This window comes from Gillisia sp. JM1 (assembly GCF_000424645.1).
GTDB lineage: Bacteria > Bacteroidota > Bacteroidia > Flavobacteriales > Flavobacteriaceae > Gillisia.
This window is the reverse complement of record NZ_AUKH01000007.1, coordinates 61888-85979: the sequence shown is the minus strand read 5'-3', so window position 1 is coordinate 85979 and position 24092 is coordinate 61888. Positions and strand designations below refer to the sequence as shown.

21 protein-coding genes and 1 tRNA gene are annotated in these 24092 nt (G+C 34.4%); 8 read left to right on the top strand and 14 right to left on the bottom strand.

The features are described 5' to 3' along the window. Nucleotides 1-41: 41 nt before the first annotated feature. The 12 genes from H033_RS0100360 to H033_RS0100310 all read right to left on the bottom strand — a co-directional run bounded on the left by H033_RS0100360 (nt 42) and on the right by H033_RS0100310 (nt 10762). A complete protein-coding gene (locus H033_RS0100360; RefSeq protein WP_026836539.1) occupies nt 42-701 on the bottom strand; it encodes a hypothetical protein in 660 nt (219 codons plus the stop codon). 367 nt (nt 702-1068) lie between these two features. Further along, complete coding sequence (locus H033_RS0100355; protein ID WP_026836538.1) at nt 1069-1515, bottom strand: hypothetical protein; 447 nt, start codon at nt 1513-1515, stop codon at nt 1069-1071. Between the two features lie 66 nt (nt 1516-1581). Then, nucleotides 1582-1998, bottom strand: a complete 417-nt coding sequence (locus tag H033_RS19260; RefSeq protein ID WP_034885972.1) for a TM2 domain-containing protein — start codon at nt 1996-1998, stop codon at nt 1582-1584. A gap of 199 nt (nt 1999-2197) precedes the next feature. Next, nucleotides 2198-2722 (bottom strand): hypothetical protein, encoded by a 525-nt coding sequence (locus H033_RS0100345; RefSeq protein WP_026836537.1) that lies wholly within the window; start codon nt 2720-2722, stop codon nt 2198-2200. 287 nt (nt 2723-3009) lie between these two features. Next, nucleotides 3010-3372: a hypothetical protein gene (locus tag H033_RS0100340; protein ID WP_026836536.1), complete on the bottom strand. Its 363-nt coding sequence runs from the start codon at nt 3370-3372 to the stop codon at nt 3010-3012. Nucleotide 3373: 1 nt separating this feature from the next. Next, nucleotides 3374-4609: a site-specific integrase gene (locus tag H033_RS19255; RefSeq protein ID WP_081661787.1), complete on the bottom strand. Its 1236-nt coding sequence runs from the start codon at nt 4607-4609 to the stop codon at nt 3374-3376. A gap of 4 nt (nt 4610-4613) precedes the next feature. After that, nucleotides 4614-5567: a hypothetical protein gene (locus H033_RS0100330; protein WP_155827665.1), complete on the bottom strand. Its 954-nt coding sequence runs from the start codon at nt 5565-5567 to the stop codon at nt 4614-4616. Between the two features lie 41 nt (nt 5568-5608). Then, nucleotides 5609-7342, bottom strand: coding sequence for a DNA polymerase (locus tag H033_RS19250; protein ID WP_081661786.1), 1734 nt, complete (start codon nt 7340-7342; stop codon nt 5609-5611). A gap of 3 nt (nt 7343-7345) precedes the next feature. After that, nucleotides 7346-8920 (bottom strand): primase-helicase family protein, encoded by a 1575-nt coding sequence (locus tag H033_RS19245; RefSeq protein ID WP_034885971.1) that lies wholly within the window; start codon nt 8918-8920, stop codon nt 7346-7348. Further along, the gene (locus tag H033_RS0100320) at nt 8910-9218 is read right to left on the bottom strand and encodes a helix-turn-helix transcriptional regulator (protein ID WP_026836534.1); all 309 of its coding nucleotides are present in this window, start codon (nt 9216-9218) and stop codon (nt 8910-8912) included. Before H033_RS0100320 ends, H033_RS19245 begins: the two co-directional genes overlap by 11 nt. A 109-nt stretch (nt 9219-9327) precedes the next feature. Then, nucleotides 9328-10305: a hypothetical protein gene (locus H033_RS0100315; protein ID WP_155827663.1), complete on the bottom strand. Its 978-nt coding sequence runs from the start codon at nt 10303-10305 to the stop codon at nt 9328-9330. A gap of 384 nt (nt 10306-10689) precedes the next feature. Further along, a tRNA-Phe gene (locus H033_RS0100310) sits at nt 10690-10762 on the bottom strand. Nucleotides 10763-10883: 121 nt separating this feature from the next. Here H033_RS0100310 and H033_RS0100305 point away from each other — a divergent pair. The 7 genes from H033_RS0100305 (at nt 10884) to H033_RS0100270 (ending at nt 19427) form a co-directional block, all read left to right on the top strand. Next, a complete protein-coding gene (locus H033_RS0100305; protein ID WP_026836532.1) occupies nt 10884-11615 on the top strand; it encodes a type III pantothenate kinase in 732 nt (243 codons plus the stop codon). Beyond that, complete coding sequence (locus H033_RS0100300; RefSeq protein WP_026836531.1) at nt 11612-12856, top strand: membrane protein; 1245 nt, start codon at nt 11612-11614, stop codon at nt 12854-12856. Before H033_RS0100305 ends, H033_RS0100300 begins: the two co-directional genes overlap by 4 nt. 20 nt (nt 12857-12876) lie before the next feature. Then, complete coding sequence (locus H033_RS0100295) at nt 12877-14250, top strand: tetratricopeptide repeat protein (RefSeq protein WP_026836530.1); 1374 nt, start codon at nt 12877-12879, stop codon at nt 14248-14250. Between the two features lie 4 nt (nt 14251-14254). Next, nucleotides 14255-14830, top strand: coding sequence for an LPS export ABC transporter periplasmic protein LptC (lptC, locus tag H033_RS0100290; protein ID WP_026836529.1), 576 nt, complete (start codon nt 14255-14257; stop codon nt 14828-14830). 180 nt (nt 14831-15010) lie between these two features. Continuing rightward, nucleotides 15011-16300, top strand: coding sequence for a hemolysin family protein (locus H033_RS0100280; protein WP_026836527.1), 1290 nt, complete (start codon nt 15011-15013; stop codon nt 16298-16300). Nucleotides 16301-16396: 96 nt separating this feature from the next. Next, complete coding sequence (locus H033_RS0100275; protein WP_026836526.1) at nt 16397-18523, top strand: peptidylprolyl isomerase; 2127 nt, start codon at nt 16397-16399, stop codon at nt 18521-18523. 364 nt (nt 18524-18887) lie between these two features. Then, a complete protein-coding gene (locus H033_RS0100270) occupies nt 18888-19427 on the top strand; it encodes a hypothetical protein (RefSeq protein WP_155827661.1) in 540 nt (179 codons plus the stop codon). Nucleotides 19428-19459: 32 nt separating this feature from the next. Here H033_RS0100270 and H033_RS0100265 read toward each other — a convergent pair whose 3' ends face one another. Continuing rightward, nucleotides 19460-20380: a GYDIA family GHMP kinase gene (locus H033_RS0100265; RefSeq protein ID WP_026836524.1), complete on the bottom strand. Its 921-nt coding sequence runs from the start codon at nt 20378-20380 to the stop codon at nt 19460-19462. Nucleotides 20381-20392: 12 nt separating this feature from the next. Further along, nucleotides 20393-21817: a hydroxymethylglutaryl-CoA reductase, degradative gene (locus H033_RS0100260; RefSeq protein ID WP_081661784.1), complete on the bottom strand. Its 1425-nt coding sequence runs from the start codon at nt 21815-21817 to the stop codon at nt 20393-20395. Nucleotides 21818-21900: 83 nt separating this feature from the next. Between H033_RS0100260 and H033_RS0100255 the strand changes: the two genes are divergently transcribed. Then, on the top strand, nt 21901-24072 hold the full coding sequence (locus H033_RS0100255) for a S9 family peptidase (RefSeq protein WP_026836522.1): 2172 nt from the start codon (nt 21901-21903) through the stop codon (nt 24070-24072). The last annotated feature ends 20 nt before the right edge of the window (nt 24073-24092 follow it).

The window sequence follows — 24092 nt, the reverse complement described above, 5'->3', positions numbered from 1 at the left end:
AACAAGCTAATTCAAGATGTATTTGTGGTTCGTCGTGAACCTCAACGTTTTTTCAATTCTATAAAATTTGCAGATCTTATCCAATCTCCACGATGATCTCTAGTTCTATTTAACTCAGTAGATATTTCACCATTAAATACTTCACAAGTAACTATGACAGTTTGATTCGAACAGTAACCAGAATTGTGCGTATACAATTTTAAAAGACCAGCCTGATTTAGTGCTTTAGTATATTTTGTTACAGTTTCTACACTCATAGACAGGTTATTTGCGGTAGTTAACCTTTTAGCAAAATAGTCTTTAAAACCCCTACTAACTGAATTATACAGACCCCACAACAATTTCTCTCCTGATTTTATTGTTTTGAGATTATAAACTGCAAATGGAAGATAAATTATTTGATTATCGCCTTCTAAAATTTTCAATGATTTCTCTGATAAGTGATATTTCCTTCCAGTTTTAAATAGATATCCATTTTCCACCAATGCTTTTCTGGAATTTGAAATACTATTTATATGCAAATTAAGGAAAGAGCTTAAATGATTGTTGGTGTAATTATTATAGCCGAGTTTATTAGAAAGAGCACAATCAAAACCCAGCAGAATTTTATCGTTGAAGGTGAGAGAGGTTTCTGATAAAATTTTTGAGGGAATTACAAGGCTGAGTTGCCTTCCATTATTTTTTGGATGAAGTTTACACATATTCTGAAAGTTTGATAGGGGAGAGACTTCAACGCTAAAAGTAATCTCTCCCTTTTTTATTTGTGTAACATTCCCCACTTTTAATCAATAACCCCAAATAGCCACTCTAATTTTTTCTTAATCATTATTTGAAGAGAATTTAATTCTTTAATTAACCCAAATAGCCATTCTAATTACACCATACAGCCATTTCATTTCCACCAAATAGACACTTATAACTAAATAGCTAACTAATGATTGAACTAGAAATAATAAAAGAAGCATTCAACTAAAGTCGAATACTTCTTAAAAAAGTAATTATAACAAAAAAGTACCACCTTCGTTGCTTCGCAACTTCCGTGAAACTTTTTTGTTTATTCAAATAAAATTAATACTCGCTTGAAAGGATTAAAGTAGCATAGTTATCTGAAACACTAAATCCTCCTGATTGGATCATCTCTGTATTCAAATTATCAATAAAGAACAACTTGCAATCCTGATCAATACTGTAGAAAGTTTGTAGATAATCAATTCCACTATGTTGTTTGACCAATTTCCTCGTGAAGTTTAAAATCTCTGCTATTTCCTTAGTTGGAATAGTACTCATCACTCCTTTGCTGAGGTAGAAATCACCTTCAAAGAAATAAGTTCCACCTTGTTCTGCAATATGATATTCTAAATTAGATTGAAATTCATACTGGCTAATGATATAGCCTAACTGTATTTCATCGATTTTTAATTGTTCTGCGATAAGTTGATCACTTAGTTTAGATCGCCTCAAATCCTTGTAGGCTTTATACAATTCTAAGGTGTTGTCAATAGATAGTGTTCTCATGATTCTGAATGTTTATATAACATTCAGCCGAATATTCCAGAAATACAACTATGTTATCTTTTTTCTTTATCTACTGTTGGACTTGTAATAATCATTTAAAGTTCCAGTAGGATTTGATTTCTTCCATTGAGAAAAATTATTATCTTTCTGAGATGTTATTTTATTAATCTTCTTTTGTTGAACCCAACTAAATTCTTTCAGTAGCTCGCAAGCTAGATCTTCATTATAACTTTTAATTAAACCTGGTAATCTGAACCAATCGACAAACCACCAAAGCAACAATCCCCAAAAAGTTATCCAACATAAAATTTGGTTTCTCCAATTTCCGATATATGAATAATGACATCCCAAGATAATCAAGAGTAGGTAACCTGTGAAGACAGATTTTCGCTTCTTTCGATACCTTTCAAAGTAGGCTTCTTTTTCATAAGGTTGGAAGTCTTCCAGTCTGCGATTAACGATATACGGCAGGTTTTTATACATGATTAAATAAAATTAAGTAGATAATTGTTGCGTATTTAATTTGTTAGGAGGGAATTCACAATCGTCAAGTACTTGCGCATTTAAAAATGCAGCTTTAATAGAGGTTACGTCGTATTTCTTTAGTAAGCTAATTAGCCTAAGTTTCTTTGAGTGTGTTCCTCTATAATAAAAAGGCACTGAAAGAAACTATTACTTAAACCTAATTGTCGTAATAACCTGATGGGTTTTCCCTATTTTCGACTTCTCTACCATTCAAAAGACTCTCCATAGCTTCTTCGGATTCATGAGAAGGTTTCTTATTTTCATTCAGAATTTCCATTTTTGAGTTGTTAGGCTTCTCAACCACCCCTGAACTCTCATTAATTTTAGAGGAGGTGCTTTTAGCTGGCAATTTCTGAAAAGATTCAATTTCTTCCGAGTGGGATAGTGGAACTACTTGACCAAATATCCCCAGACCAAGATCTAGTCTTTTATCCCTAGAGGGGGAATAAATATATGATTTGGAAAACAAGTAGTAGTTCTTTATTTTAATATTCGCTTTCACAGTTTCCTTTGAGAAGGTTGAAATTAAACCTCCCAAAATCCCATAATTATCCTCTTCCTTATTTAATTGGAATAACATTTCTGTAGCATTTTCAGCGTGTTTTTCCCTGTCGGGATTCGTAATAAAGGAAGCTAGTAAAACACCTATACAAAGAAGGAGTATAAATTGACCGGTTTTCATTGGTAAAGTTTTAATTCCACCAGTTCCAAATAGAAGTTTTTATAAAATAAAAAGCGTGGAACTGCAGCTTACCGTAGTTAAGGTACCGCCAAGCACCTACGCACAAATAAACACAGCCCACGCCGAAGCGTGAGCGTCTGTCCATTTAACTTGTGCGTATTTAAAAATTGGCGGTTTCTAACTACAAGTATAAATAGCTAACGCTATTACTTAATCTCAATATTTTCTGACGGTAAATGTACTAAACAATTCTAAAAGCTGCTTAAAACAAAAGGCAGTACCATTATTTAGCCATTTATTTGTTTCGATGAAACTTTCATTTGCTTTAGATAAGCTTCACCATTCTTATATTTTTCAAACTTATCCATACAAATGGTCATGACATCTTTTTCGTTCAAGCTTTCTACAATTTCAGGATTCTCAAAAAGGATTGCTTCAAGGGTTTTCGAGCATAAATTCTTTTTGACCAGACTCCGAAAACCAATAGAGGCTTCTTTAGAAGTAACATATTTCTCAAATAGCTCCAATTTTTCCTTATCCGATGTTAATGAATTCCACTTCGGTTTAATTCTTCTGGGATAATAAACTCCTTTTGTTCCCATATTTTCAATACGGTCATCGATAATTTTCACAATTTCACTATTTTTCATTTTAATGATTTTTACTTAGTTCTAAAATTAGTCTGGCATTCTCCTCCTGAGAGACTTTGATATAAGTCATGAATACTTTTTCACTGGAATGACCTGTGATACTCATAATCTGTATAGAAGGCCATCCTCTCAAATACATATTTGTTGCAAACGATCTACGAGCAGTATGTGTCGATATCATTTCCCACTTCTTATGAATGTGTTTTAATCGTTCCGTACCCTTATTGTTATAAGTGTTAAAATCACCATCAATACCAGCCAATTCCCCCAACTCTTTTAAATAGCGGTTCATTACTTGATTGGTAAAGGGTTTTGGCAAGTAGCCATCGTACTTATCTATTATTGCCCTTGTTTCTCCTAAAATAGGTATCACCAAATCCTTACCAGTTTTCTGGGCTTTTATATAGATCATTTCACCCTTAATATTTTGATGGTTTAATTGTCCGAGATCGCTAAAACGTACTCCTGTGTAACAACCAACAATGAAGAGATCTCTCACTTTTTCAAGTTTCTTATCATCTGAAAGATCTAAGTCTAATAAAATTTTCAACTCCAATTCATTTAAGTAGATGTTGTCCACATCCTCTTTCAATACTTTGAAATTTTTAGATTTATAGGTTTTGTTAGTATTGTAGCCTTGATCAGTAGCTTCATTAAGAACAGTTTTAAGGAGTTTAATTATTTTACCGAAACCATTCATTTTTAGATCAAGAAAATTTAAATAGTAATCTTGATAATCATAATAGAAATCCATATCTATATTTTGCCAGTCTAATTTCATTTTGGCATGTTTCTCAAACTTCTTTAAATTTTTAAAGCTTGTTCTATAAGACTTGTTGGTGTTTTTAGTTAAGCGTTTGGCCGCTTTATCCATAAATTTATCTACAAAATCCCAAAAAGTCAGACTCTCTAAAACGGTTTTCGATTTATATCTGCCATTGAATTGATCTTTTACAAAAGATACGGTAGGATCCACTTCTTCAATAAAAGCTGTGTTTACAATATCCTCTACTCGCTGACTATATTTGCTTAAATAAACATTCGTGCTCAGATACCCTGGGTAATTACGTTTGACTCGTTGGTTTCTCTTATCCCAACAATCTAAGGGTATAATTTTCTTTGTGTAGAAATGTACCATTTTACTTCTGTGTGAATATCTTAGGAAGAGTTGCGCCTCTCTAACCTTATTTGCTCGCTGTACAGCAGTTGGAATTAAGCAGTATCTTATAGTTGGCATATTATTACGATTTAGATATTAGTGAGTTATCTTTTGGGAAGATCCCAGATAATGAGTTGAGATCCTCCATAGGCTCAAAAAAATCTGAGAATAAAATGCCATGCTCTGATGAAACATTATTTAGCTTTTCAAACAATGTTTTTCTTCGTGCAGATTTCTGGCTTGAGGTCAACTCTGCTAAATCAATTTGTTTCAGAATTTGGCTATATACCACATCAACTGAACAATAAGTACTTCCGATATTTAATAAAGCCTCTAATAGTATATCCGCAAAACTATTACCACCTAGTCGGAAAGGACAGATTGTAATATTTTTTTTGATAAACTCCTCTAGGAATTCAATATCCTTGAGCATCCCTACTTTTAAATACTCCGACACGTTCTCGCTATATGTTTTAAGGAATCTCAATTCTGTCTTAACAATTTCATTGAGCTTATCCAATCCAAATTCATTTCGTACAGAAGGATGAATTTTCTTCAATAGATTTGGTTTGACCTCATATATCTTACACTGGATTTCAGTTTTACCAAACAATAAAAAACTAGGAGATTTTTTGCGAAGTGTCATTCCTTTAACTCCAGCAATTACACTCTCCAATTGTCTAAATGGTAGTTTACTTTTACGGAGAACAGCAAATTCTCTTATTAACACCTTTGATTCGAATAGATCCACCTTCAACATTTCAGATAGATCACTTATAGTCTGTTCTACATCGGAAGCGGTAAATTCAGTAAAATTATGTCCGAATCGTAGGTAGGGTAGACTAGTTGAAAGATAATAAGAGTCCTTGCTGATATATATGTCTATGTTTTCCCCAAAATAACTCCTTCCTTTAAATTTATTTTGAGGTATATCCAATCTATAACGATCTCTAATTGTAGGGTGGGGAGCCAAGAACTCCATATTTATATTTTCAACTTTCTTAAGTTTTAATTTTATAAAATCTAATTGGTACATTATTTTAATATTTAAGTTTTTAATATTTTCAACGATTTCTATTAATGAGCTTCTTTCCAACTCTTGCCGATTTTCAAATCCACTTCGAGAGGTATTGAGAGGTGGACAGCATTTACCATTTCGAGACGAATAAGTTTTTTCATTATATTTTTTTCACCATCGGGAACTTCAAACAGCAACTCGTCATGAACTTGTAATAGCATTTTTGATTTTAAGCCTTCCTTCTTAAGACGATTGTATATACTGACCATCGCAATCTTCAAAATATCTGCCGCAGTTCCCTGAATCGGAGTATTAAGAGCCTTACGTTTCCCTGCTTCTCTTTCTGAAGTGTCATTCGATTGTAACTCAGGGAGTGGACGCCTTCTACCAATCATTGTTTCAGCATAGCCCTTAGTAGTAGCTCTATAGATCAGATCATCACTAAACTTTTTTACTCCCTCATACAGTTCAAAGAAATCATTAATGAACTGTGTACATTCCTCAATAGTGTAACCAGTTCCCTCACGCGAAAGCTTTTCAGATAGACCAAACGCACTCATTCCATACAGTAGACCAAAATTTACTGTTTTTCCAACACCACGTTTCTCTTTAGTTACTTCTTCATATGGTATGTTGAAAATTTTACTAGTTGTGAGAGTGTGCAAATCAACATCTGTTCTATATGCATTCAACATCTTTTTATCCTGACTTAAATGAGCCGTAACCCTCAATTCTATATTAGAATAATCTGCGCCAATTAAAGAATATCCCTTTGGTGTTTTAAAGCATGCTCGAAGTTGTTTCCCTATTGTTTGTGAAGGAATGTTTTGAAGATTAGGTTTTGAGCTACTTAACCGTCCAGTTGCAGCAACTGTTTGATTATACGAAGTATGCAATCTCCCTGTCTTTGGATTTATATTTTTAAGTGCCTTAATAAATGTTGTTTTGACCTTACTTGACCCTCTGTAATCCAGAAGGGCACCTATAATTTGGTGTTCCCCTACCAGCTTGTGCAGAACATTCTGTGATACACTATAATGACCATTTTCACCCCTTTCACCCATTGGAGTTAGGGCAAGCTCCTCAAATAAAAACATACTTATCTGAGGAGGCGAAGAGATTAAGACCGTTCCTTTAGTAAATTGCTCGATTCTCAGCTTAGCATCTCCAATTTTAAGTTCTACATCCTTCTCTATTTTTTTTAATTCTTTCTTATCGATCAACACACCATTGTACTCCATGTCAGCAAGCACAGAAACTAATTGGCAGTCTAATTTATAAACCGTATCTAATTTGTACTTACCTATTAATGGATTAAAATGATTATATAACTGGAAGGTTTGATCTGCATCTTCACAAGCATAATTTGTCACTATTTTTGAATGAACTCCCTCGAGGGTTTTTTCATTTCTATTACTATTCATTGCTACATCATTAAATGTTAATTGTTGATAGTTTAGATGTTGAAGCGACAATTTCTTTAGGCCATGCTTTTTATCATCTGGATGAATTAAATAGTCCATTACCATTGTATCTATTAGTGGTCCCTTTACTTTAATACCATAAGACCTCAGCACATTCATATCGAATTTCAGGTTGTGACCAATTTTAGTAATTGAATCATCTTCGAAGATTGGTCTAAGCCTTTCTAAATATTTTTTTGTTTTCTGCTCATCCTCTGAAAAGCTCACGTAGAAAGCTTTTAATGGCATACAGCAGAAGGCTATACCGAGAATTCTGCAAGTGTGTACATCAAGACCAGTTGTCTCTAAATCAAAGCATAATTTTTTCATTTTTTAGATTTTTAAGGAGTTTGACATTCGGTTGAATTTATTTTCGGTGTCGACTAATTTGTAATCAGTATCAAAATCCTTGAGCGACTTCACAGATTCTTTCTCAATGGTATCTTCAGTAATGATTTCGACATACAACTTGCTGTCTGAAGGGATCTCACGGTAGGAGATATGGTTGTACTCCATATACTTCTTTACCTTTCGTGTAAAAGCATTCCGCATAGGAAGATATTTTCCGCTGATGAAGCCTCCTTTACGAAATTCATCGTAAGTGTCTTTTTTGTGAAATTTTTTCTGCCCTTGTGCCATCTTTTCATCTAGAAACTCTTTAAGTTCGGTACCAACCTCCAATAGCAACTTTCTCTTTTCAATGTTAATCTTAGGAGGAGATATGAGTCCGTTTTGCAGAAATAGCTGAACACAGTCAATCATGAAATCATCGAAAAGTTCCCATTGAACTTCGTCCCAATCATAAAACAAACTATGACCAAATTCATCTTGTGGATTACGTTGAGCTCCGTAATAATCGGATACCTCATACTCACTTAACCGTCTTGAAGAACTATTTCCTTCAGGACGTCTAATCATGTGATTAGTTGTAATACAGATTTTTGGAGATTGATCTGCGGGTATCACAATCTCAGTCTTATACTTTTTTTCAATAATAAACTTATCTGAAGCATAATTGTACCAATTCTCAATAGACTCGTACTTACCAACATCATTGACAAAGATGATATCGGAAAAGGAATTAACGCTTTGCATTAAGAAGCGAGCGGATCCCTTCCTTTTTCCACTTATTTCAACTACATTTCTCATGTGAGCTAAAGCTCCAAACAATAGACTTTTACCCGTTCCACCATTGTGAGTTTCCAACTCACCAATAATTTGATCGATCAGCACGATAATTCTGGGATTTGCAGGATCTTTATATTGATGCATTAGATATCCTAATGCAGCCATCAATGACATGTAACGCTGCTTCTTACTACCAGAAATATTCCAAACGAACTGTTTGAATTCACCTCGGCTCCTCTTTAGTTTTCTTCTGTAGCATCTAGGAAGAACACTACTTTCGAAAACCATCGAATCAAATTTATCATAGCAAATAGATTGGACACTGTATGCGGTAATTCTAATGATGCGATCCTGATAAAATAAGTTGCAATAATCTTTAGAATCATGCTTAGTAGGAGCAGTAATTTGAGGAAGAAAGCTTAAAGCTTTTTTTTCTAATGATATATTACTAGTTTCTGTAATAATATCTAGTAGATCATATCTATTAAACTCATTTGAACTATTTGGAAAATATTGTTCGACGTAGTTGACAATTAACTTGCTTAACTCAGTGCCCTCTATCAATTGAATTCTATTATTGGTGACTTCACACATATATTTTGTGCCATAAATATCTACCAGATAAACTCCAAGAATCTTATTTATGAACCGAATCAGTATGTAATATTTAAGATGGATCGAACCTTTCTTATAATACCAGAAGACTAAGTTTTCTTTTTCAAGCTGAGCAACGAAGTCTCGTGCGTGGAGATAACTCTTTAAATCAAGTCTATTTACCATCTTGAACAGTTTTTAGAAATGATTGAATCTCAGATTGCTTGTACCTTACGGCTTTGCCAATCTGATGATAAGGGAAGTTCTTATGAATTCTTCTCAAACTGTAAACTTGGCTTTTGGAAATCTTAAAGATTGAGCAGACCTGTCGAATATTGAGGAAAGCCTCCTCCTCAAAGGAAGGTTTGACAGGTTTAAATTGCTGAAGCGCTGAGCTGATAGAAGTATCTATGTCTTCCCGAAGCTCTTGTCTTAAATTCTCCCAAATTTGAGAGAAATGGTAGGTGTTTTTTTCTAAATACATCGTATATAATTTTATATTCGACGTAAGGTTATGGGATTTAAACCTTTAAAAACTGATGATTAATATTCACGTACTTAATCGCGTATTGTGCGTATTATACGTATTTCAATTATTCATTGAATGGAAAAATAGATGCTCTTTTTTCAAATTTTTCTAGCTCTTTTGGAATGAGACTAACTTTGTTTTTTGAAATATTTAAATAATGGGTTCTAAACACCTTACTCTGATCAATATTGTTTTTCAATTTATTTGAAAGATCTTTTCTCGCATAATTGAAGTTAATCAGTTGAATTAATCCAATCTTGGGTTTTTCAAACCCTAAATCCACGTACAAGTCAAACAAATAATTTCTTAATAAGGAAATAGTAACTTTATTTCGTAATGGAATATTTAAAAACTGAAGTTCAGTTTGATTACCCTTGAAATTAAAAGTGTTGTAGATGAAGGCAGTGAAATCTTTTGGATTTAAAAACTGCTTTATAAAATGAAAAGGTCTTCTGTGAATTTTAAGAATCTCATCAAAAGATTGGTCAAGCTGTATTCTATCAGAAATCTCAAAATTGTGCTTAAATTCATTATCAACGAGATACTCTGGGAATTGATAATTAAGTGATGTCTCTTCAACCAAAAAATTATGACTACTCACAAACGAAAAGTTATTCAATATTTGAGGGATTCTCCTAAAGTCCTCAATTTTAAGGAGTATCCATGAATCAATTTGAGGATGCTCAAGAGGATAGAAATGTTCGGAAATATCGATTACCGTATAAGGATTCTCAATCTGCTGTTTTATGGATTCTGATTTGCAACAAAGCAAATCTAACTCTTTGTCCTCTAGATATGAATACTTTTTAGGCCGCTGGCTTATATATCTATGCACAAATTCAAGTTGACTTTCATTTGTGTTACGGGATATTTTAATATGGGCTCGAGGAATTACATATTTTGCTGAGTAATAAATCCTATAAACTTCATCCTTGATAAAATCTTGCAAATAGTTAATGAAACCTAATCGATCCGAATTTGGTAATTCTAATACTTTCAACCTCAAAAAATCCTCAGTAGAATCCGTAGTTTCCAATAACATTACCAACTCATTCCTATATTTTTGAGGAAACCCATCTACGATTCTCTCATAGCTTAATTTTTGGTTTGGAGTGGTTTTCATAAATCAAAACTTTTCTAGCTTTTAAGTCCACCAAATATAATGGTTTAACGAGAATAAAGTTTAATGTTACCCAGCTCTCAGTTTTTCATCAGGTTTAGTTTTCAGAAAAATAGCGAATCTCTGGAAAGTCTTAATTGGTAATACTTGCGAAGGAAACTCGAGTATATTACGAAGCAGCACTGATTTTAATCGAAAATGTAAGGGCAGATAATGCTAAGTTATCAATGTCATAAACTCAATAATAATGCGAGCTGAGAAGAATAAAAACAAAAAAACCCGCAACATAGTTACGGGTTTCTTGGGTGGTGCCTCCAGGAATCGAACCAGGGACACAAGGATTTTCAGTCCTTTGCTCTACCAACTGAGCTAAGGCACCAGTTGCTTTAAAACTTGCAGTAAGCCTTTCAAGCGGGTGCAAATATAATTTCATTTTTATTAACCCACAAAGGAAATTTTAAAAAAATGCTTTTGTAACTTCGCTTTTTCAATTTTAATCTATGAATTTAGTGGTAGATATAGGAAATACACTTGTGAAAATGGCTGTATTTCAGGGTGATGTGTTAATCAAAAAGAAAACAGCACTCAAACAAAATTTTTTCAAAAATCTTGAAGAATTAGATCAAAGCTTTCCAGATATCAAGGATGTTTTGGTCTCTTCGGTATCAAAAACACCTCCCAAGTGGTTGCAAAAACTCCAGGAAGACTATAAAATGTATGTTTTGGATAACGAGCTGCCTCAGGTATTCTCAAATCTCTATGCGACTCCTAAAACTTTAGGGAATGATAGAATTGCATTGGTTTCTGCTGCCAGTAAATTGTATCCTTCTCAAAACGTTTTAGTAATTGATGCTGGAACCTGTATTACATTCGATATTATAAATAGCGAAAATGAGTATCTGGGAGGCGCTATTTCTCCCGGTTTGCAAATGCGATATCAGGCAATGAATACGTTTACTGAGAACTTACCGTTATTAGAACCGGAGGAAGATGTAGATCTGGTTGGAAATACCACTATTAAAAGTATGCAATCTGGTGTGATTTTTGGGATTACATCGGAAATTGATGGGGTAATTTCAATGTATAACTCTCAGTTTAAAGATTTAACAATAATTTTGACAGGAGGGGACTCACAATTTTTGTGTAAACGATTAAAAAATAGCATCTTTGCGAACTCAAATTTCCTCCTTCAAGGGTTGAATTACATTTTAGAATTTAATAAATCTCAATGATTAAACGATTTATAATAATCGTGGCCTTATTAACTACGGTTGCATCGGCTGCACAAGAAGGAACATCATCCCCTTATTCATTTTACGGAATTGGCCTTACCAAGTTCAAAGGTACTGTAGAAAACCAGTCTATGGGGGGAATTCGTATGTTCTCAGATAGTATACATTTAAACTTACGAAATCCTGGTTCCTACGGTAGACTTAAATTAACCACCTTCACTGTTGGGGGAAGCCACCAAAGTACAGCGTTAAAAACGGATGATGAGAGCGAGTCTAGCAGAACAACTTCATTAGACTATTTGGCGATAGGTCTTCCTACTGGGAGATTGAATTTTGGAGTTGGTTTAATTCCATATACTTCTGTAGGGTATAGAATATTGGAAACCAATGAGCAAACTTCAAATAGGTTTACCGGTCGTGGTGGAATGAATAAAGTTTTCTTAACTGGAGGTTATGCTGTAAACGACAATTTGAGTGTTGGAGTAGATGTAAATTACAATTTTGGGAATATTCAAAATAAATTTACTACGTTTCAGAGTGGTGTTCAATTGGGCTCTCGACAGATCAATAGAACGGATCTTCGTGGGTTTAGTTTAAATTTTGGATTGGATTACCAAAGACAATTAAATGAAAAGCTTAAATTATATACTGTTGCTACATATGCTCCACAGATGGATATTACTGCAGAGAAAATGAGCAATTTAGCTACAGTAACTTTTAGGGCAGACGGAAGTGAATCGGTGATTGAGGAGAACGATATAACATTTCCGCAAGGAGACCTCTCCTTACCATCAGAATTGACAATTGGTGCAGGAATTGGTGCTAGTAACAAATGGTTCATGGGGGCAGAGTACGGAAGAGTATCTGCCAGTGATTATAATTTTAATTCCGGAAACTCTTTTGCAGAAGTGCAATATGACAATGCCTCCCAATATAGATTAGGAGGATTTTATATTCCAGAATATAATTCTTTAACTAGTTATTTTAGTAGAGTGGTCTATCGCGCAGGTTTGCGTTTTGAAGAAACTGGTCTCAACCTTAGTAATGAGGGGATAAATGAGTTTGGCATATCTTTTGGAGTAGGATTACCTGCAGGGCGAAACTTCACAAATGCAAACATAGGGATTGAGTACGGACAGCGCGGTACAACAAATTCCGGTTTAATACAGGAGAACTTTTTTAAACTTTCAATAAGTTTGTCTTTAAATGATAAATGGTTCGTGCAACGCAAATTTGATTAACCACTATAAAAACAAGAAAAATGAAAACTAAAATTATATTACTATTATCAGGAGTGCTTTTAAGCTCTGGTCTAGTTAACGCTCAATCTAACGTAGACTGTGCTACTAAAGCAGCGCTTGCTTATGATGATGCAAAAGCACAAAGATACGAGCAGGCATATGCTCCTTTAATGGAAGTAAAAGAGAAATGCCCAACTTATAGTTTGGCAACTTTCCAATACTTAGATCGTATTTTAAAAGATAAAATGTCTAGAGCTGAAGGTGTGGATAAAACCGCCTTGGTTCAAAAGATGATAGATCTTAAGAACGATCGTTTAAAGTACTTCCCTGCTAAAACAAGTGCAGGTGAAGTGGAAGGTGATATCGCAATGCTTAAGTACGATAATGGAATAGGAACTAAAAAAGAGCAGTTTGAAGCTTTTGATGCAGCTTTTAAAGCAGACCAAGCAAGTTTTACTAGTGCTAGAGCATTGTACGCTTATTTCTCTTTATTAGTAGATCTTCAGGATGAAGGAACAAGAACCTTAGAAGATGTTTTTGAAAACTACGATGTAGTGATCTCTAAAGTAGAAGAAGAAGAAAATAAAATGGCAGAATTTCTTGCACCGCTTTTAGTTAAGCAAGATGCGGGAGAAGAATTAACTGCAAAAGAAAAAGTACTTGTTAGTAATTCTGAAATTAACCTTAAAGCTTATAGTACTGTAAAAAGTAGTATAAATGGTAAATTAGGTCAGAGAGCAGATTGTGATAACTTGATTCCTTTATACAACAAAGATTTTGCTGAAAGAAAAACAGATGTAGCCTGGTTAAAGGTGGCCTCTGGAAGATTGTCTGCTAAAGATTGTACTGAAGACCCTATCTTCTTTAAATTATCTGAAGCATTACACACAGCAGAACCTTCTGCAAAATCTGCCCTTTATTTAGGACAGCTAGCAGAAGCTAAAGGAAATGCTTCTCAAGCTTTGAAATACTATAATGAGTCTGCTGAATTGGAAACAAATCCTTCAGATAAATCAAGAGTATATATGAAGTTGGCAGATGGTTATAAGAGAAAAGGTAGCTATGGACAAGCAAGAAATTATTACAATAAAGCACTTGCTGCTAGGCCATCTGCAGGTAGAGCATATTTACAAATTGCAGATATGATTGCGAAAAGCGCAAACAACTGTGGGGAAACCACTTTTGATAAGAGAGCTGTTTATTGGTTAGCTGCAGATTATGCTTCTAGAGCAGGTCGTGTAGACCCATCTTTAAGTAGTGTTGCAAACCAAACAGTTGCAGCTTATAAAGGTAGAGCTCCACAAAAAGCTGACATTTTTCAAGCTGGAAAAGAAGGTCAAAGCGTGAGAATAGGATGTTGGATTGGAGAAACAGTTAGAGTACCTTCATTGTAAATCAATGATCACATATAAAAAAATAATTACAAGCATTGTCACGGCTATCACCGTGACAATGCTTTTTTCATGTGAAGGTAATTTAAACCGTGTTAGAGCTCTAAATTTGCCAGATGAGAACCCGCAAGCAATTGGGGTGGGATTAAATTTAAAATACACCGACTCTGGAAGAGTTGTAGCTACTCTTAAAAGTCCGAAAATGCTGGATTTTACAAATATGGAATTTCCCTATAGAGAGTTCCCAGATGGAGTACAAGTAGAATTTTTTGATGAAAACAAAAAAAAGAGTACTGTTACTGCTGATTATGGGATCATATATGATGAAACCGGACTTATAGATCTTCAGGATAATGTAGTTTTAGTTACCAGTGACAGCACTAAATTAAGAGCAGAACAATTGTTTTGGGATCAAAAAGCGGGATGGATCTTTACCGATAAACCCAATACAATTCAGTTTGCGAATGGTGCCCGGAATGATGGACAAGGTTTTGATTCCGATTTAAAATTCACTAATTTTCGTTCCCGTACTAACGTGGGAATTCAAATAATAGAAGAAAAAAAGAATGATGAAGTTTTTTAAATATTTTGAATATGCATATTTATTCATTGCAGCATTTTTTCTTTTCGAAGCTTTCAGGATTTGGAATGAGGAGCGTAATCGCGCATATCTTTTTATTTTCTTTGTAGTTATTGCCATATTTATGTTCTTTTTTAAAAGGCGTTTTAGGCAGAAACTAGAAAATGACAAGCATTAATTACTATGGAAGTTGAAATTCTAATTATTGTATGTTGTCTTATTCTTTCAGCCTTTTTCTCAGGAATGGAAATAGCATACATTTCTTCCAATAAAATCTTTATTGAAATTGAAAAAAGGCAGTCGGGTATACTTGCGAATGTTCTTAAAAAATTAACCAGAAAACCTTCAAAGTTTATTGCTACCATGTTGGTCGGCAATAATATTGCATTGGTAGTTTATGGTTTCTATATGGGAGATTTAATTATGAGGCTCCTACTCGGTCTCTTACCATCGGAAAGTGGATTTGTAACCGCTATTGTTACGGATTTTAGTTTAATAACTCAAACTATAATTTCTACACTGGTTATTCTTTTTACAGCAGAATTTCTTCCGAAGGTGTTCTTTCAGATCTATGCAAACTCTTTTTTAAAGATTTTTGCAATCCCTGCATATTTGTTCTATTTCTTGTTCAGTTTTGTTTCTTCCTTCGTGATCTGGATCTCAGATGTTATTCTGAAGCGTTTCTTTAAAACCGAAGGAGACGAGGTGCAATTAGCCTTCAGCAAACTAGAACTTGGGAATTTTATAAGTGAGCAACTGGAAACCGTAGAGTCTGATGGCGAAGTGGATTCAGAAATACAGATCTTTCAAAATGCTTTGGAATTTTCAGATATCAAGTCCCGTGAGGTTATGGTGCCAAGGACAGAGATCGTGGCGGTAGATCAGAATGTGGAGCCTAAAGATCTGGTGAAAATTTTCACAGAAACCGGTTTGTCTAAGATTCTTGTTTATAATGAAACGATAGATGATATCATTGGATACATTCACTCTTTCGAGCTCTTCAAAAAACCTAAAACCCTTAAATCTATTCTTCTTCCTGTAGTTTATGCTCCAGAAACCATGTGGGTGAAGGATGTACTTAGTATTTTGATCAAGAAAAGGAAAAGTATTGCGGTTGTGATAGATGAATATGGAGGAACCAGTGGAATGATCACACTTGAAGATATTGTAGAAGAATTATTTGGAGAAATAGAAGATGAACATGATTCTGTTATCCTTATAGAAGAAAAACTTGGAGAAGATCATTATAAATTTTCTGCTAGATTGGAAGTAGATTATCTAAATGAAACCTACAAATTGGATATTCCTGAAGGTGAGAATTATGAAACCCTAGGTGGCTTTATTACCAATCACACAGAGGAGATTCCGCAAATAGATGAAGAAGTAAAGATCAATAACTACCACTTTAAGATCCTTGAAGCTACCAACACTAAAATTGAATTGGTGGAGTTTCAACTAAAAGACAAAATCTAAAAAATAAATTGCGTTAATATTTTGCAAATATTAAGTTTTATAATTAGGTTAAAAACACTATTTTCGCCCACTATATTAGATAAATAACAACTACAAATGGCAGTATTAAATAAAATTAGACAACGGTCTGTTTTCCTTATCGTAATTATTGCATTGGCATTATTCTCATTCGTTCTTGCCGATGTGATTCGTAATGGAGGCTTAAGCTCACAGAAATCACAAAATGTGGTTGCAACCGTTAATGGAGAAGATATAAGTAGGGAAGATTTTGCCAGACAGGTAGACGCTTACCAGCAAAACATGGGGCCTAATGCAACTACATCTCAGGTTGTAAGTCAGGTTTGGGATCTAAAACTTCGTGAAGTTGTTTTGCAAGAAGAGTTTGAAAAGCTTGGAATTAATGTTGGAGAAGCTCAGGTTAGACAACTGCTTCGTCTTCAATTGGCTCAAAATCCAAACTTCGTGAACGAGGTAGGGATGTTCGATGAAAACAAATTGCAGGAATATGTAGCTAATTTAAAAGCTACTTCTCCTCAAGCATATGAGCAATGGGTTGCTTACGAGAATTCTATTGCAGAGAACGCAAAAGAGAATATCTACTATAATATGGTAAGAGCTGGAATTGGCGCTACCTTATTAGAAGGGGAGCAAGCCTATAGAATGGAGAACGATAATATCGATCTTAAATTTATACAATTACCGTATTCTAGCATTGCAGATTCTGAAGTGAGTGTTTCTAAAGATGAAATTAAAGACTATGTTAAGAAGCATTCAGAAAGATTTCAAGTAGAGAAAAGCAGAGATATTCAATTTGTGTATTTCCCTGAAGAAGCATCTTCAGAAGATGATTCTGAAGCAAAAGCTGTTGTTGCGGGTGTTCTTAATAGTAGAGTAGAATTTAATTCAGGTTCTAATTCGAATGATACATTACCGAGTTTTACGGAAGCAACTGATGTGGAAGCATTTGTTAATCAGAATTCAGACATTCAATATCAAGATAGAATTTTATTCAAAAGCGATTTAAAAGGATCTTTCGCCGATCAAATTTTCAATTTGAATGAAGGTGAAACTTATGGGCCTTACAAAGAAGGAGGATACTGGAAAGTAACTAAAATGTTAGAAGCTGTTCAAATTGCAGATTCTGCACAAGCAAGTCATATCATGATCTCTTGGGAGGGTTTGCCAACTGCTGCTGAAACTTTAAGAACAAAAGAAGAAGCAAAGGTTTTAGCAGATAGTATAGCTGGAGTTTTAAGAAAAGATAAAGCAAGTTTTGAAGCTTTAGCGGCTAAATATTCGGCAGATGCCGCTTCAAAAGATAAAGGAGGAGATCTTGGGTTTTTTAGACCTGGTTCTATGATCAAGAATTTCAACGACTATGTGTTCAATAATAACAAAGGAGATATCGGGGTTGTAGAGTCTGAGTTTGGATACCATGTAATTTCTATTGAAGACAAAACTGCTGAAGAGCGCGGAGTTAAACTTGCAACTATTGCTAGAGAGATCGAGCCTTCAGAAGAATCATTGAATAATCTTTATACTGAAGTTACAAAGTTTGAAATAGCTGCTAAGGACAAGGATAAAGATTTTACTGAAGTAGCAAAAGCCAATAATTACGAAGTGAAAACCGTAAGAGGTATGAAAGTTTTAGAGGAGAATATCCCTGGAGTTGGTGCACAAAGAAGAATTGTACAATGGTCTTTTGAGGATGATGTGAAAGCAGGAGATATTAAAAGATTTGAAGTTCAGGGAGGATATGTTGTTGCCCAAGTTACTGCTGTTAAAAAGAAAGGCGTAATGTCTGCAGAAGAAGCATCTGCAACAGTATCACCTATTTTGATGAAAGAGAAAAAAGCTAATCTTTTAAAAGAAAAAGCTAATGGAGCATCCTTAGCTGAGATCGCAAAAAATAATAATGTAAGTGTTCAAACTGCAAGTGCTATTAACTTAAATAATCCAACACTAGCTGGAGCTGGAAATGAGCCAGAAGTTGTAGGAGCTGCATTTTCTTTAAAGCCAGGAGCGGTAAGTAAGCCAATTTCTGGAGATAAAGGAGTTTATGTGGTAGAGATGACGGCAATGAATGCAGCACCAGAAATGGATTCTTATAAGAGTTATGCAATGAGAGAAGCTTCCCAAAGAAGACAAGCAGTAGTTTCTAGAGTTTTCCAAGCATTAAAGGAAAATGCAGAGATCGAGGATAACAGAGCTCGTTTCTACTAGAGAATAAATTATATATTTATAAAAATGCCCTTGACTCTGTTAAGGGCTTTTTTTGTTTAAAAATTATTCTATATAAGAATTCAACCTTAAGCACACATTTCGACAAGCTCAATGTGACAGCTCTATGTCATCCTGAGCCTGTCGAAGGATCTTTCAGAAAGGCACCAAGAGAGCTTGTGATCCCGGCGATGGGGGAACTTATTCAAAAAGGACTAAGGATTTATAAGTAAATCTATTCTAGACTAAAGGTTTTTTTCGATCTCCAAAATAAAACAAAACGGTGATTAACACCCCTTTTTGGTGTTTAGTTACAAAATAATGGCGCGTTGTTTGATGATAATGCAAAGGATTAACCAAGAATCATATGAAATTACTTTTACTCTTGCTTTCTCTAATGCTTTTCACTTCCTGTATTCCATTGAGAATTGCACCAAATATAAAGGAGGAAAAACTTATAGTCGCTAAAAAATTCAAAAGGTCACTTCCCAGGAAACACTCTTATGTCTTCGAGGACCCTAAAGATGAAGATGAATTTTATAATTTTATAAACACTAAGTATGTTTTAAATCATGAAAATGTTGAACATAACGTGCCTATTTTAATTAATGGATATGAATATTTTCTTTCTTTTCATGAAGTTGAAATTCAAACTAAAACCATAAACTTAGTCCCAATTATGATTGATGCCGGACTTGAGTCCAAGGGGATTTCTCCATTATTGGAAGAGCATCAATTTTCACGAACTGGAAACTGGTATATAGTTCTAACGGTATCAGATTCTAAATTGAACGATTGTTTAGATCCAAAATATGGGGATAGAGAAGTGGTTATAAATTATCTTAAAAAGGAGAGATTAGAATATCTGGCTACTACAAATTATTTTGATGCACTATTTAGAAAGTAAAAAGGCAATTGATATTATAATTACAAACTAGTTTATAAAGCCATTTCAGTAAATGGAATAATGGTGTTATATCCCTTTTCTCTAAAATAGTTTTTAGCATACTCTGCGCCTGTTGCTAATACAAAATCTCCTCCCCATCCTCCAAGACTTTTAATAGCTCCGTCAAAATCTTGAAAAAGCTCTGACTTTACTTTTGGAGTATTTATTATTTTAGAAATAATGGTTTCGTGAATTTCTATTAATAGTTCAAATTCTTTTAATGATTCGCAAGTAAGAAACTGGCTGGTTAATCCAGATATCTTGGAGATATTGTTTTGTAATTCAGCCTTAGACTGATCTCTATAATGTTGGATAGAGTCTCTACTGTTCTGTTTCTGGTTGAGATGCACAAAAAACAACTCCTCTTTGAAAATAGGATCGAACTCTACATTCAAAACATTGCTTTTCTCACTGGATAGCTCATACGTAATGGCATTATTGTGTTGTGCAGCGGCAATATCATATCCGCTACCTCCGAAGGTTAACTCCAGCAATTTATACGCATCTATATTAAACCACTGAGCTATATTATTTATCAATGTTGAAGAGGTGCCGAGTCCCCAAATCTTCGGAAAATCTAGATTGGTAGTTATATTAAATCCCTCTGATTCCTGGAGCAGTTTTAGGTTTAATGAATGTGCAGCTTGTAATATTTTTAAGAGAGAGGCTTCTTCTGAAATAGTTGATAAAGATGAAACAGCGGGTTTTAAGAATAACTCATCAATTTTAAAAAAAACCTTAAGCCAAATTTTATTCTCATTATCATAAGCAGTCCATTGTATTCCACTCTTGTGTGTCTTTTCAACATTTAAACTCTGGCCGTATTTAGTGGGTAGCGCTAATGAAACAGCTCCATCTAAAACAACATATTCTCCGGTGATCAATAGTTTCCCGTTACTTCTAAAAGTAGTCATAAATGCAAAAGCTTAATTTCTGATTCGTTCTAATTGTTCTGCAACGGTGCTGTGGGTAACCGTGTGTTTTGTGAAATATTGGATAAGCTCCTGCTTTTCAGTTGGAGTTGCCTTCTGAGAATTTAGAATATTCATTAAATGCATTTTCATATGTCCTTGTTGTATCCCATTTGTTACTAAAGACTTCACAGCGGCAAAATTTTGAGCCAAACCTGCTACGGCTACGATCTCCATTAATTCTCTGGCAGAAGGCTTTTGAAGAATTTCTAATGCTACTTTTACAAGTGGGTGAAGATTTGTAAGTCCGCCTACTGTTCCTAGAGCTAATGGGATCTCCATCCAGAATTTAAATTCTCCATTTTCTACACTGGCATGCGTTAAGCTAGTATAAGACCCGTCTTTGCAAGCATAGGCATGAATTCCTGCTTCTACTGCTCTAAAATCATTACCTGTGGCTAATACCACTGCATCTATTCCATTCATGATCCCTTTATTGTGAGTAACCGCGCGATAGGGTTCAACTTCAGCGATCTTAATGGCTGTTACGAATTTTTCGGCAAATGCTTCATTAGTTATGCTATTATCATCATATAATTCTGAAACTGGACAAGAAACCTCAACTCTAACTAAACATTCTGGTACATAATTGGAAAGTATACTCATGATCACTTCCAAGTGTTTTTCTTCAGTATTAAAATCCTGAAAACTCACAGCTTCTTCTTTTAAAGTATCAGCAAATTTTTCTAAACAGGAGTTTATAAAATTAGCGCCCATAGAATCCTTAGTTTCAAAAGTGCAATGCAACTGGTAATAACCCTCTAGCAACTCGGTCTTGTCTAACAGTTCTATATCTAAAACGCCACCTCCACGCTTACGCATGTTCTTTGTAATAATACTAACAGAATCTATAAGAGACTCTTTAGAGGCATTAAAGAAATTCTTTAATTTATCTTTATCTCCATTAAATACAAAATGAACTTGACCGTTTTTTGTAGTATTTAGAACCTCCACCTTAAACCCACCTCGAGTTTGCCAGAATTTTGCGGCTTTACTAGCGGCGGCAATTACAGAGCTCTCTTCGGTGGTCATGGGAATTGCCATTAGTTTCCCGTTAATTAAAAAATTAGGGGCTATGCCGAAGGGTAAATAAAAATTACTCAGGGTGTTTTCCGTAAATTCTTCATGCAGTTGTTGCACTGCATCATCTTCATTCCAGTACTGTTTTAGAATTTTTTTGGAATTCTCGGAATCCTGTAGGTATGTTTTTAGCAACCAGTCAATTTTTTCTTCTTTCTTCAATTTAGAAAAACCGGTAATAGGTGTGATCATTAGATAATAGATTTGTGCTTCAAAGATACAATTACTGCACTTATTGAAGAAACAAGTGTCGTCACAAATAGCAAAAATGGACTTTGGTGTTTTTTTTAGATTTAACATACCATTAGTATTTAACAACCTAAAACAGCATTTTTTGCTGAATTTTTAGTAAACTTGGCCTACAAAATTTATTTAATACATTTATGAGAATACCAAAATTTGTCCTTACCCTATTTTTGGTGGGAACTTCTGCGATTTTTGCACAAGAAAAACAAGTTACATTAGAAGATATATGGAGCGGCACTTTTAGCCAGGAACGACTTGAATCTTTGAAATCTTTGAATAACGGAACAGAATATATCGTTCTTAACCAAGATAGACAGGCTGGATCTTCTAGCATAGATGTTTACGATTATAAGTCTGGAGAGAAAAAGGGCAGTCTTTTAAACAGTTCAGATCTATCTGAGTTGTCCGGATTTCAATCTTATGAACTTAGCCAGGATGAGAATATGATCTTATTGGCTACAGATGTAGACCAGATCTATCGTCATTCTTCTCAAGGGATCTTTTATGTCTACGATGTAAAATCTAAAGAACTAAAGAAATTAAGTGAAAATAAAGTTCAGGAGCCAACATTTTCTCCTGATAATTCTAAAGTAGCTTATGTTTTTGAAAATAATCTTTTTGTAAAGGACTTAGCTTCAGGAAAAGAAACTCAGATCACTACAGATGGTAATAAAAATGAAGTAATTAATGGAATTACAGACTGGGTGTATGAAGAGGAATTTGCTTTTGTAAGAGGTTTTGATTGGAATGCAGATGGAACAAAAGTAGCCTTTTTAAGATTTGATGAAATTGACGTTCCCGAATTCTCTATGGATATAATAGGGAAAGATTTATATCCTACAGCAACAACTTTTAAATATCCTAAGGCGGGAGAAGCAAATGCTATTGTTTCATTACATATGTATGATGTAGCGACTGCGAAAACAAGTGATATCAACTTAGGGGATTATGAGGATTTTTATATTCCAAGAATTAAATGGACCAACAATCCTGATGTGATAAGTGTACAAGTTCTTAACCGTCATCAGAATGATCTGGATCTTATTTTTTTAAATGCTAAAACGAACGAAGTAAAGGTCGTTTTAAATGAGAAAGACGCAGCCTACGTAGATGTTACCGATAACCTGACCTTTTTAGCTGATAACAGTTTTATCTGGACCAGCGAGAAAGATGGCTACAATCATATTTATCATTATGATAAAAATGGAAAGCTGCTGAATAGAATTACAAAAGGAGATTGGGAAGTAACAAATTACTATGGTTTCAATCCTAAATCCAAGAGAATCTATTTCCAAAGCACAGAAAATGGAAGTGTGAATAGAGATGTGTATTCTATTAAAACAGATGGTTCTAAAAAAACACGTTTAACACAGAAGACGGGTACAAATAATGCAGATTTTAGTGCAGATTTCACGTATTTCATAAATACTTATAATAGTACAGCCACTCCAAATGAATATACACTTCATGATGCGAAGTCCGGTAAACTGGTAAGAAAGATCAAGGATAATTCAGAATTATTAGAATTAGAGAAAGCCTTTGATTTTTCTCCAAAAGAATTGTCTACTATAGAGATCAATGGGAACGAGTTGAATATGTGGACTATTAAGCCTTCATATTTTGATGCTACAAAGAAATATCCACTTTTAATGTATCAGTATTCTGGACCGGGATCTCAAACTGTTTCTAACTCTTATTTTGGTGCCAATGATTACTGGTATCAGATGCTTGCAGACCTGGGTTACATCATAGTTTCAGTAGATGGAAGAGGTACAGGATTTAAAGGAGCAGCATTTAAAAAAGTAACTCAAAATGAATTGGGTAAATTTGAGTTGGAAGATCAAATTGCAGCAGCTAAGAAATTAGGGGAGCTAGAATATATAGATTCAGAAAGAATAGGGATCTGGGGATGGAGCTTTGGTGGCTTTATGTCTACAAATGCTATTTTAAAAGCAAACGATGTGTTTAAAATGGCAATTGCTGTAGCGCCTGTTTCTAGCTGGAGATTTTATGACACTATTTATACTGAAAGGTATATGACCACTCCGCAAGAAAATGCTAGTGGATATGATGAGAATTCTCCAATAAATCATGTAGATAAATTAAAAGGGAATTATCTTTTGGTTCATGGTTCTGGAGATGATAATGTGCACGTGCAAAATTCTATGAGATTGATCGAAGCTTTGGTACAAGCTAACAAGCAGTTCGATTGGGCGATCTATCCAGACAGGAATCATGGGATTTACGGTGGGAATACAAGATTGCACTTGTACACTAAGATGACAAACTTCATTAAAGAAAATTTATAATAATCTTACCAATAAACTAA

Bases quoted from the DNA above. Each gene is read 5' to 3' on its own strand.
- H033_RS0100270 (WP_155827661.1), top strand. From the start codon at position 18,888: ATGAAATTACTTTTACTCTTGCTTTCTCTAATGCTTTTCACTTCCTGT.
- H033_RS0100330 (WP_155827665.1), bottom strand. From the start codon at position 5,567: ATGTACCAATTAGATTTTATAAAATTAAAACTTAAGAAAGTTGAAAAT.
- H033_RS19245 (WP_034885971.1), bottom strand. From the start codon at position 8,920: ATGGTAAATAGACTTGATTTAAAGAGTTATCTCCACGCACGAGACTTC.
- H033_RS0100345 (WP_026836537.1), bottom strand. From the start codon at position 2,722: ATGAAAACCGGTCAATTTATACTCCTTCTTTGTATAGGTGTTTTACTA.
- H033_RS0100360 (WP_026836539.1), bottom strand. From the start codon at position 701: ATGTGTAAACTTCATCCAAAAAATAATGGAAGGCAACTCAGCCTTGTA.
- H033_RS0100305 (WP_026836532.1), top strand. From the start codon at position 10,884: ATGAATTTAGTGGTAGATATAGGAAATACACTTGTGAAAATGGCTGTA.
- H033_RS0100355 (WP_026836538.1), bottom strand. From the start codon at position 1,515: ATGAGAACACTATCTATTGACAACACCTTAGAATTGTATAAAGCCTAC.
- H033_RS0100295 (WP_026836530.1), top strand. From the start codon at position 12,877: ATGAAAACTAAAATTATATTACTATTATCAGGAGTGCTTTTAAGCTCT.
- H033_RS0100275 (WP_026836526.1), top strand. From the start codon at position 16,397: ATGGCAGTATTAAATAAAATTAGACAACGGTCTGTTTTCCTTATCGTA.
- H033_RS0100300 (WP_026836531.1), top strand. From the start codon at position 11,612: ATGATTAAACGATTTATAATAATCGTGGCCTTATTAACTACGGTTGCA.
- H033_RS0100280 (WP_026836527.1), top strand. From the start codon at position 15,011: ATGGAAGTTGAAATTCTAATTATTGTATGTTGTCTTATTCTTTCAGCC.
- H033_RS19250 (WP_081661786.1), bottom strand. From the start codon at position 7,342: ATGAAAAAATTATGCTTTGATTTAGAGACAACTGGTCTTGATGTACAC.
- H033_RS0100255 (WP_026836522.1), top strand. From the start codon at position 21,901: ATGAGAATACCAAAATTTGTCCTTACCCTATTTTTGGTGGGAACTTCT.
- H033_RS0100340 (WP_026836536.1), bottom strand. From the start codon at position 3,372: ATGAAAAATAGTGAAATTGTGAAAATTATCGATGACCGTATTGAAAAT.
- H033_RS19255 (WP_081661787.1), bottom strand. From the start codon at position 4,609: ATGCCAACTATAAGATACTGCTTAATTCCAACTGCTGTACAGCGAGCA.
- lptC (WP_026836529.1), top strand. From the start codon at position 14,255: ATGATCACATATAAAAAAATAATTACAAGCATTGTCACGGCTATCACC.
- H033_RS0100320 (WP_026836534.1), bottom strand. From the start codon at position 9,218: ATGTATTTAGAAAAAAACACCTACCATTTCTCTCAAATTTGGGAGAAT.
- H033_RS0100260 (WP_081661784.1), bottom strand. From the start codon at position 21,817: ATGTTAAATCTAAAAAAAACACCAAAGTCCATTTTTGCTATTTGTGAC.
- H033_RS19260 (WP_034885972.1), bottom strand. From the start codon at position 1,998: ATGTATAAAAACCTGCCGTATATCGTTAATCGCAGACTGGAAGACTTC.
- H033_RS0100265 (WP_026836524.1), bottom strand. From the start codon at position 20,380: ATGACTACTTTTAGAAGTAACGGGAAACTATTGATCACCGGAGAATAT.
- H033_RS0100315 (WP_155827663.1), bottom strand. From the start codon at position 10,305: ATGTTATTGGAAACTACGGATTCTACTGAGGATTTTTTGAGGTTGAAA.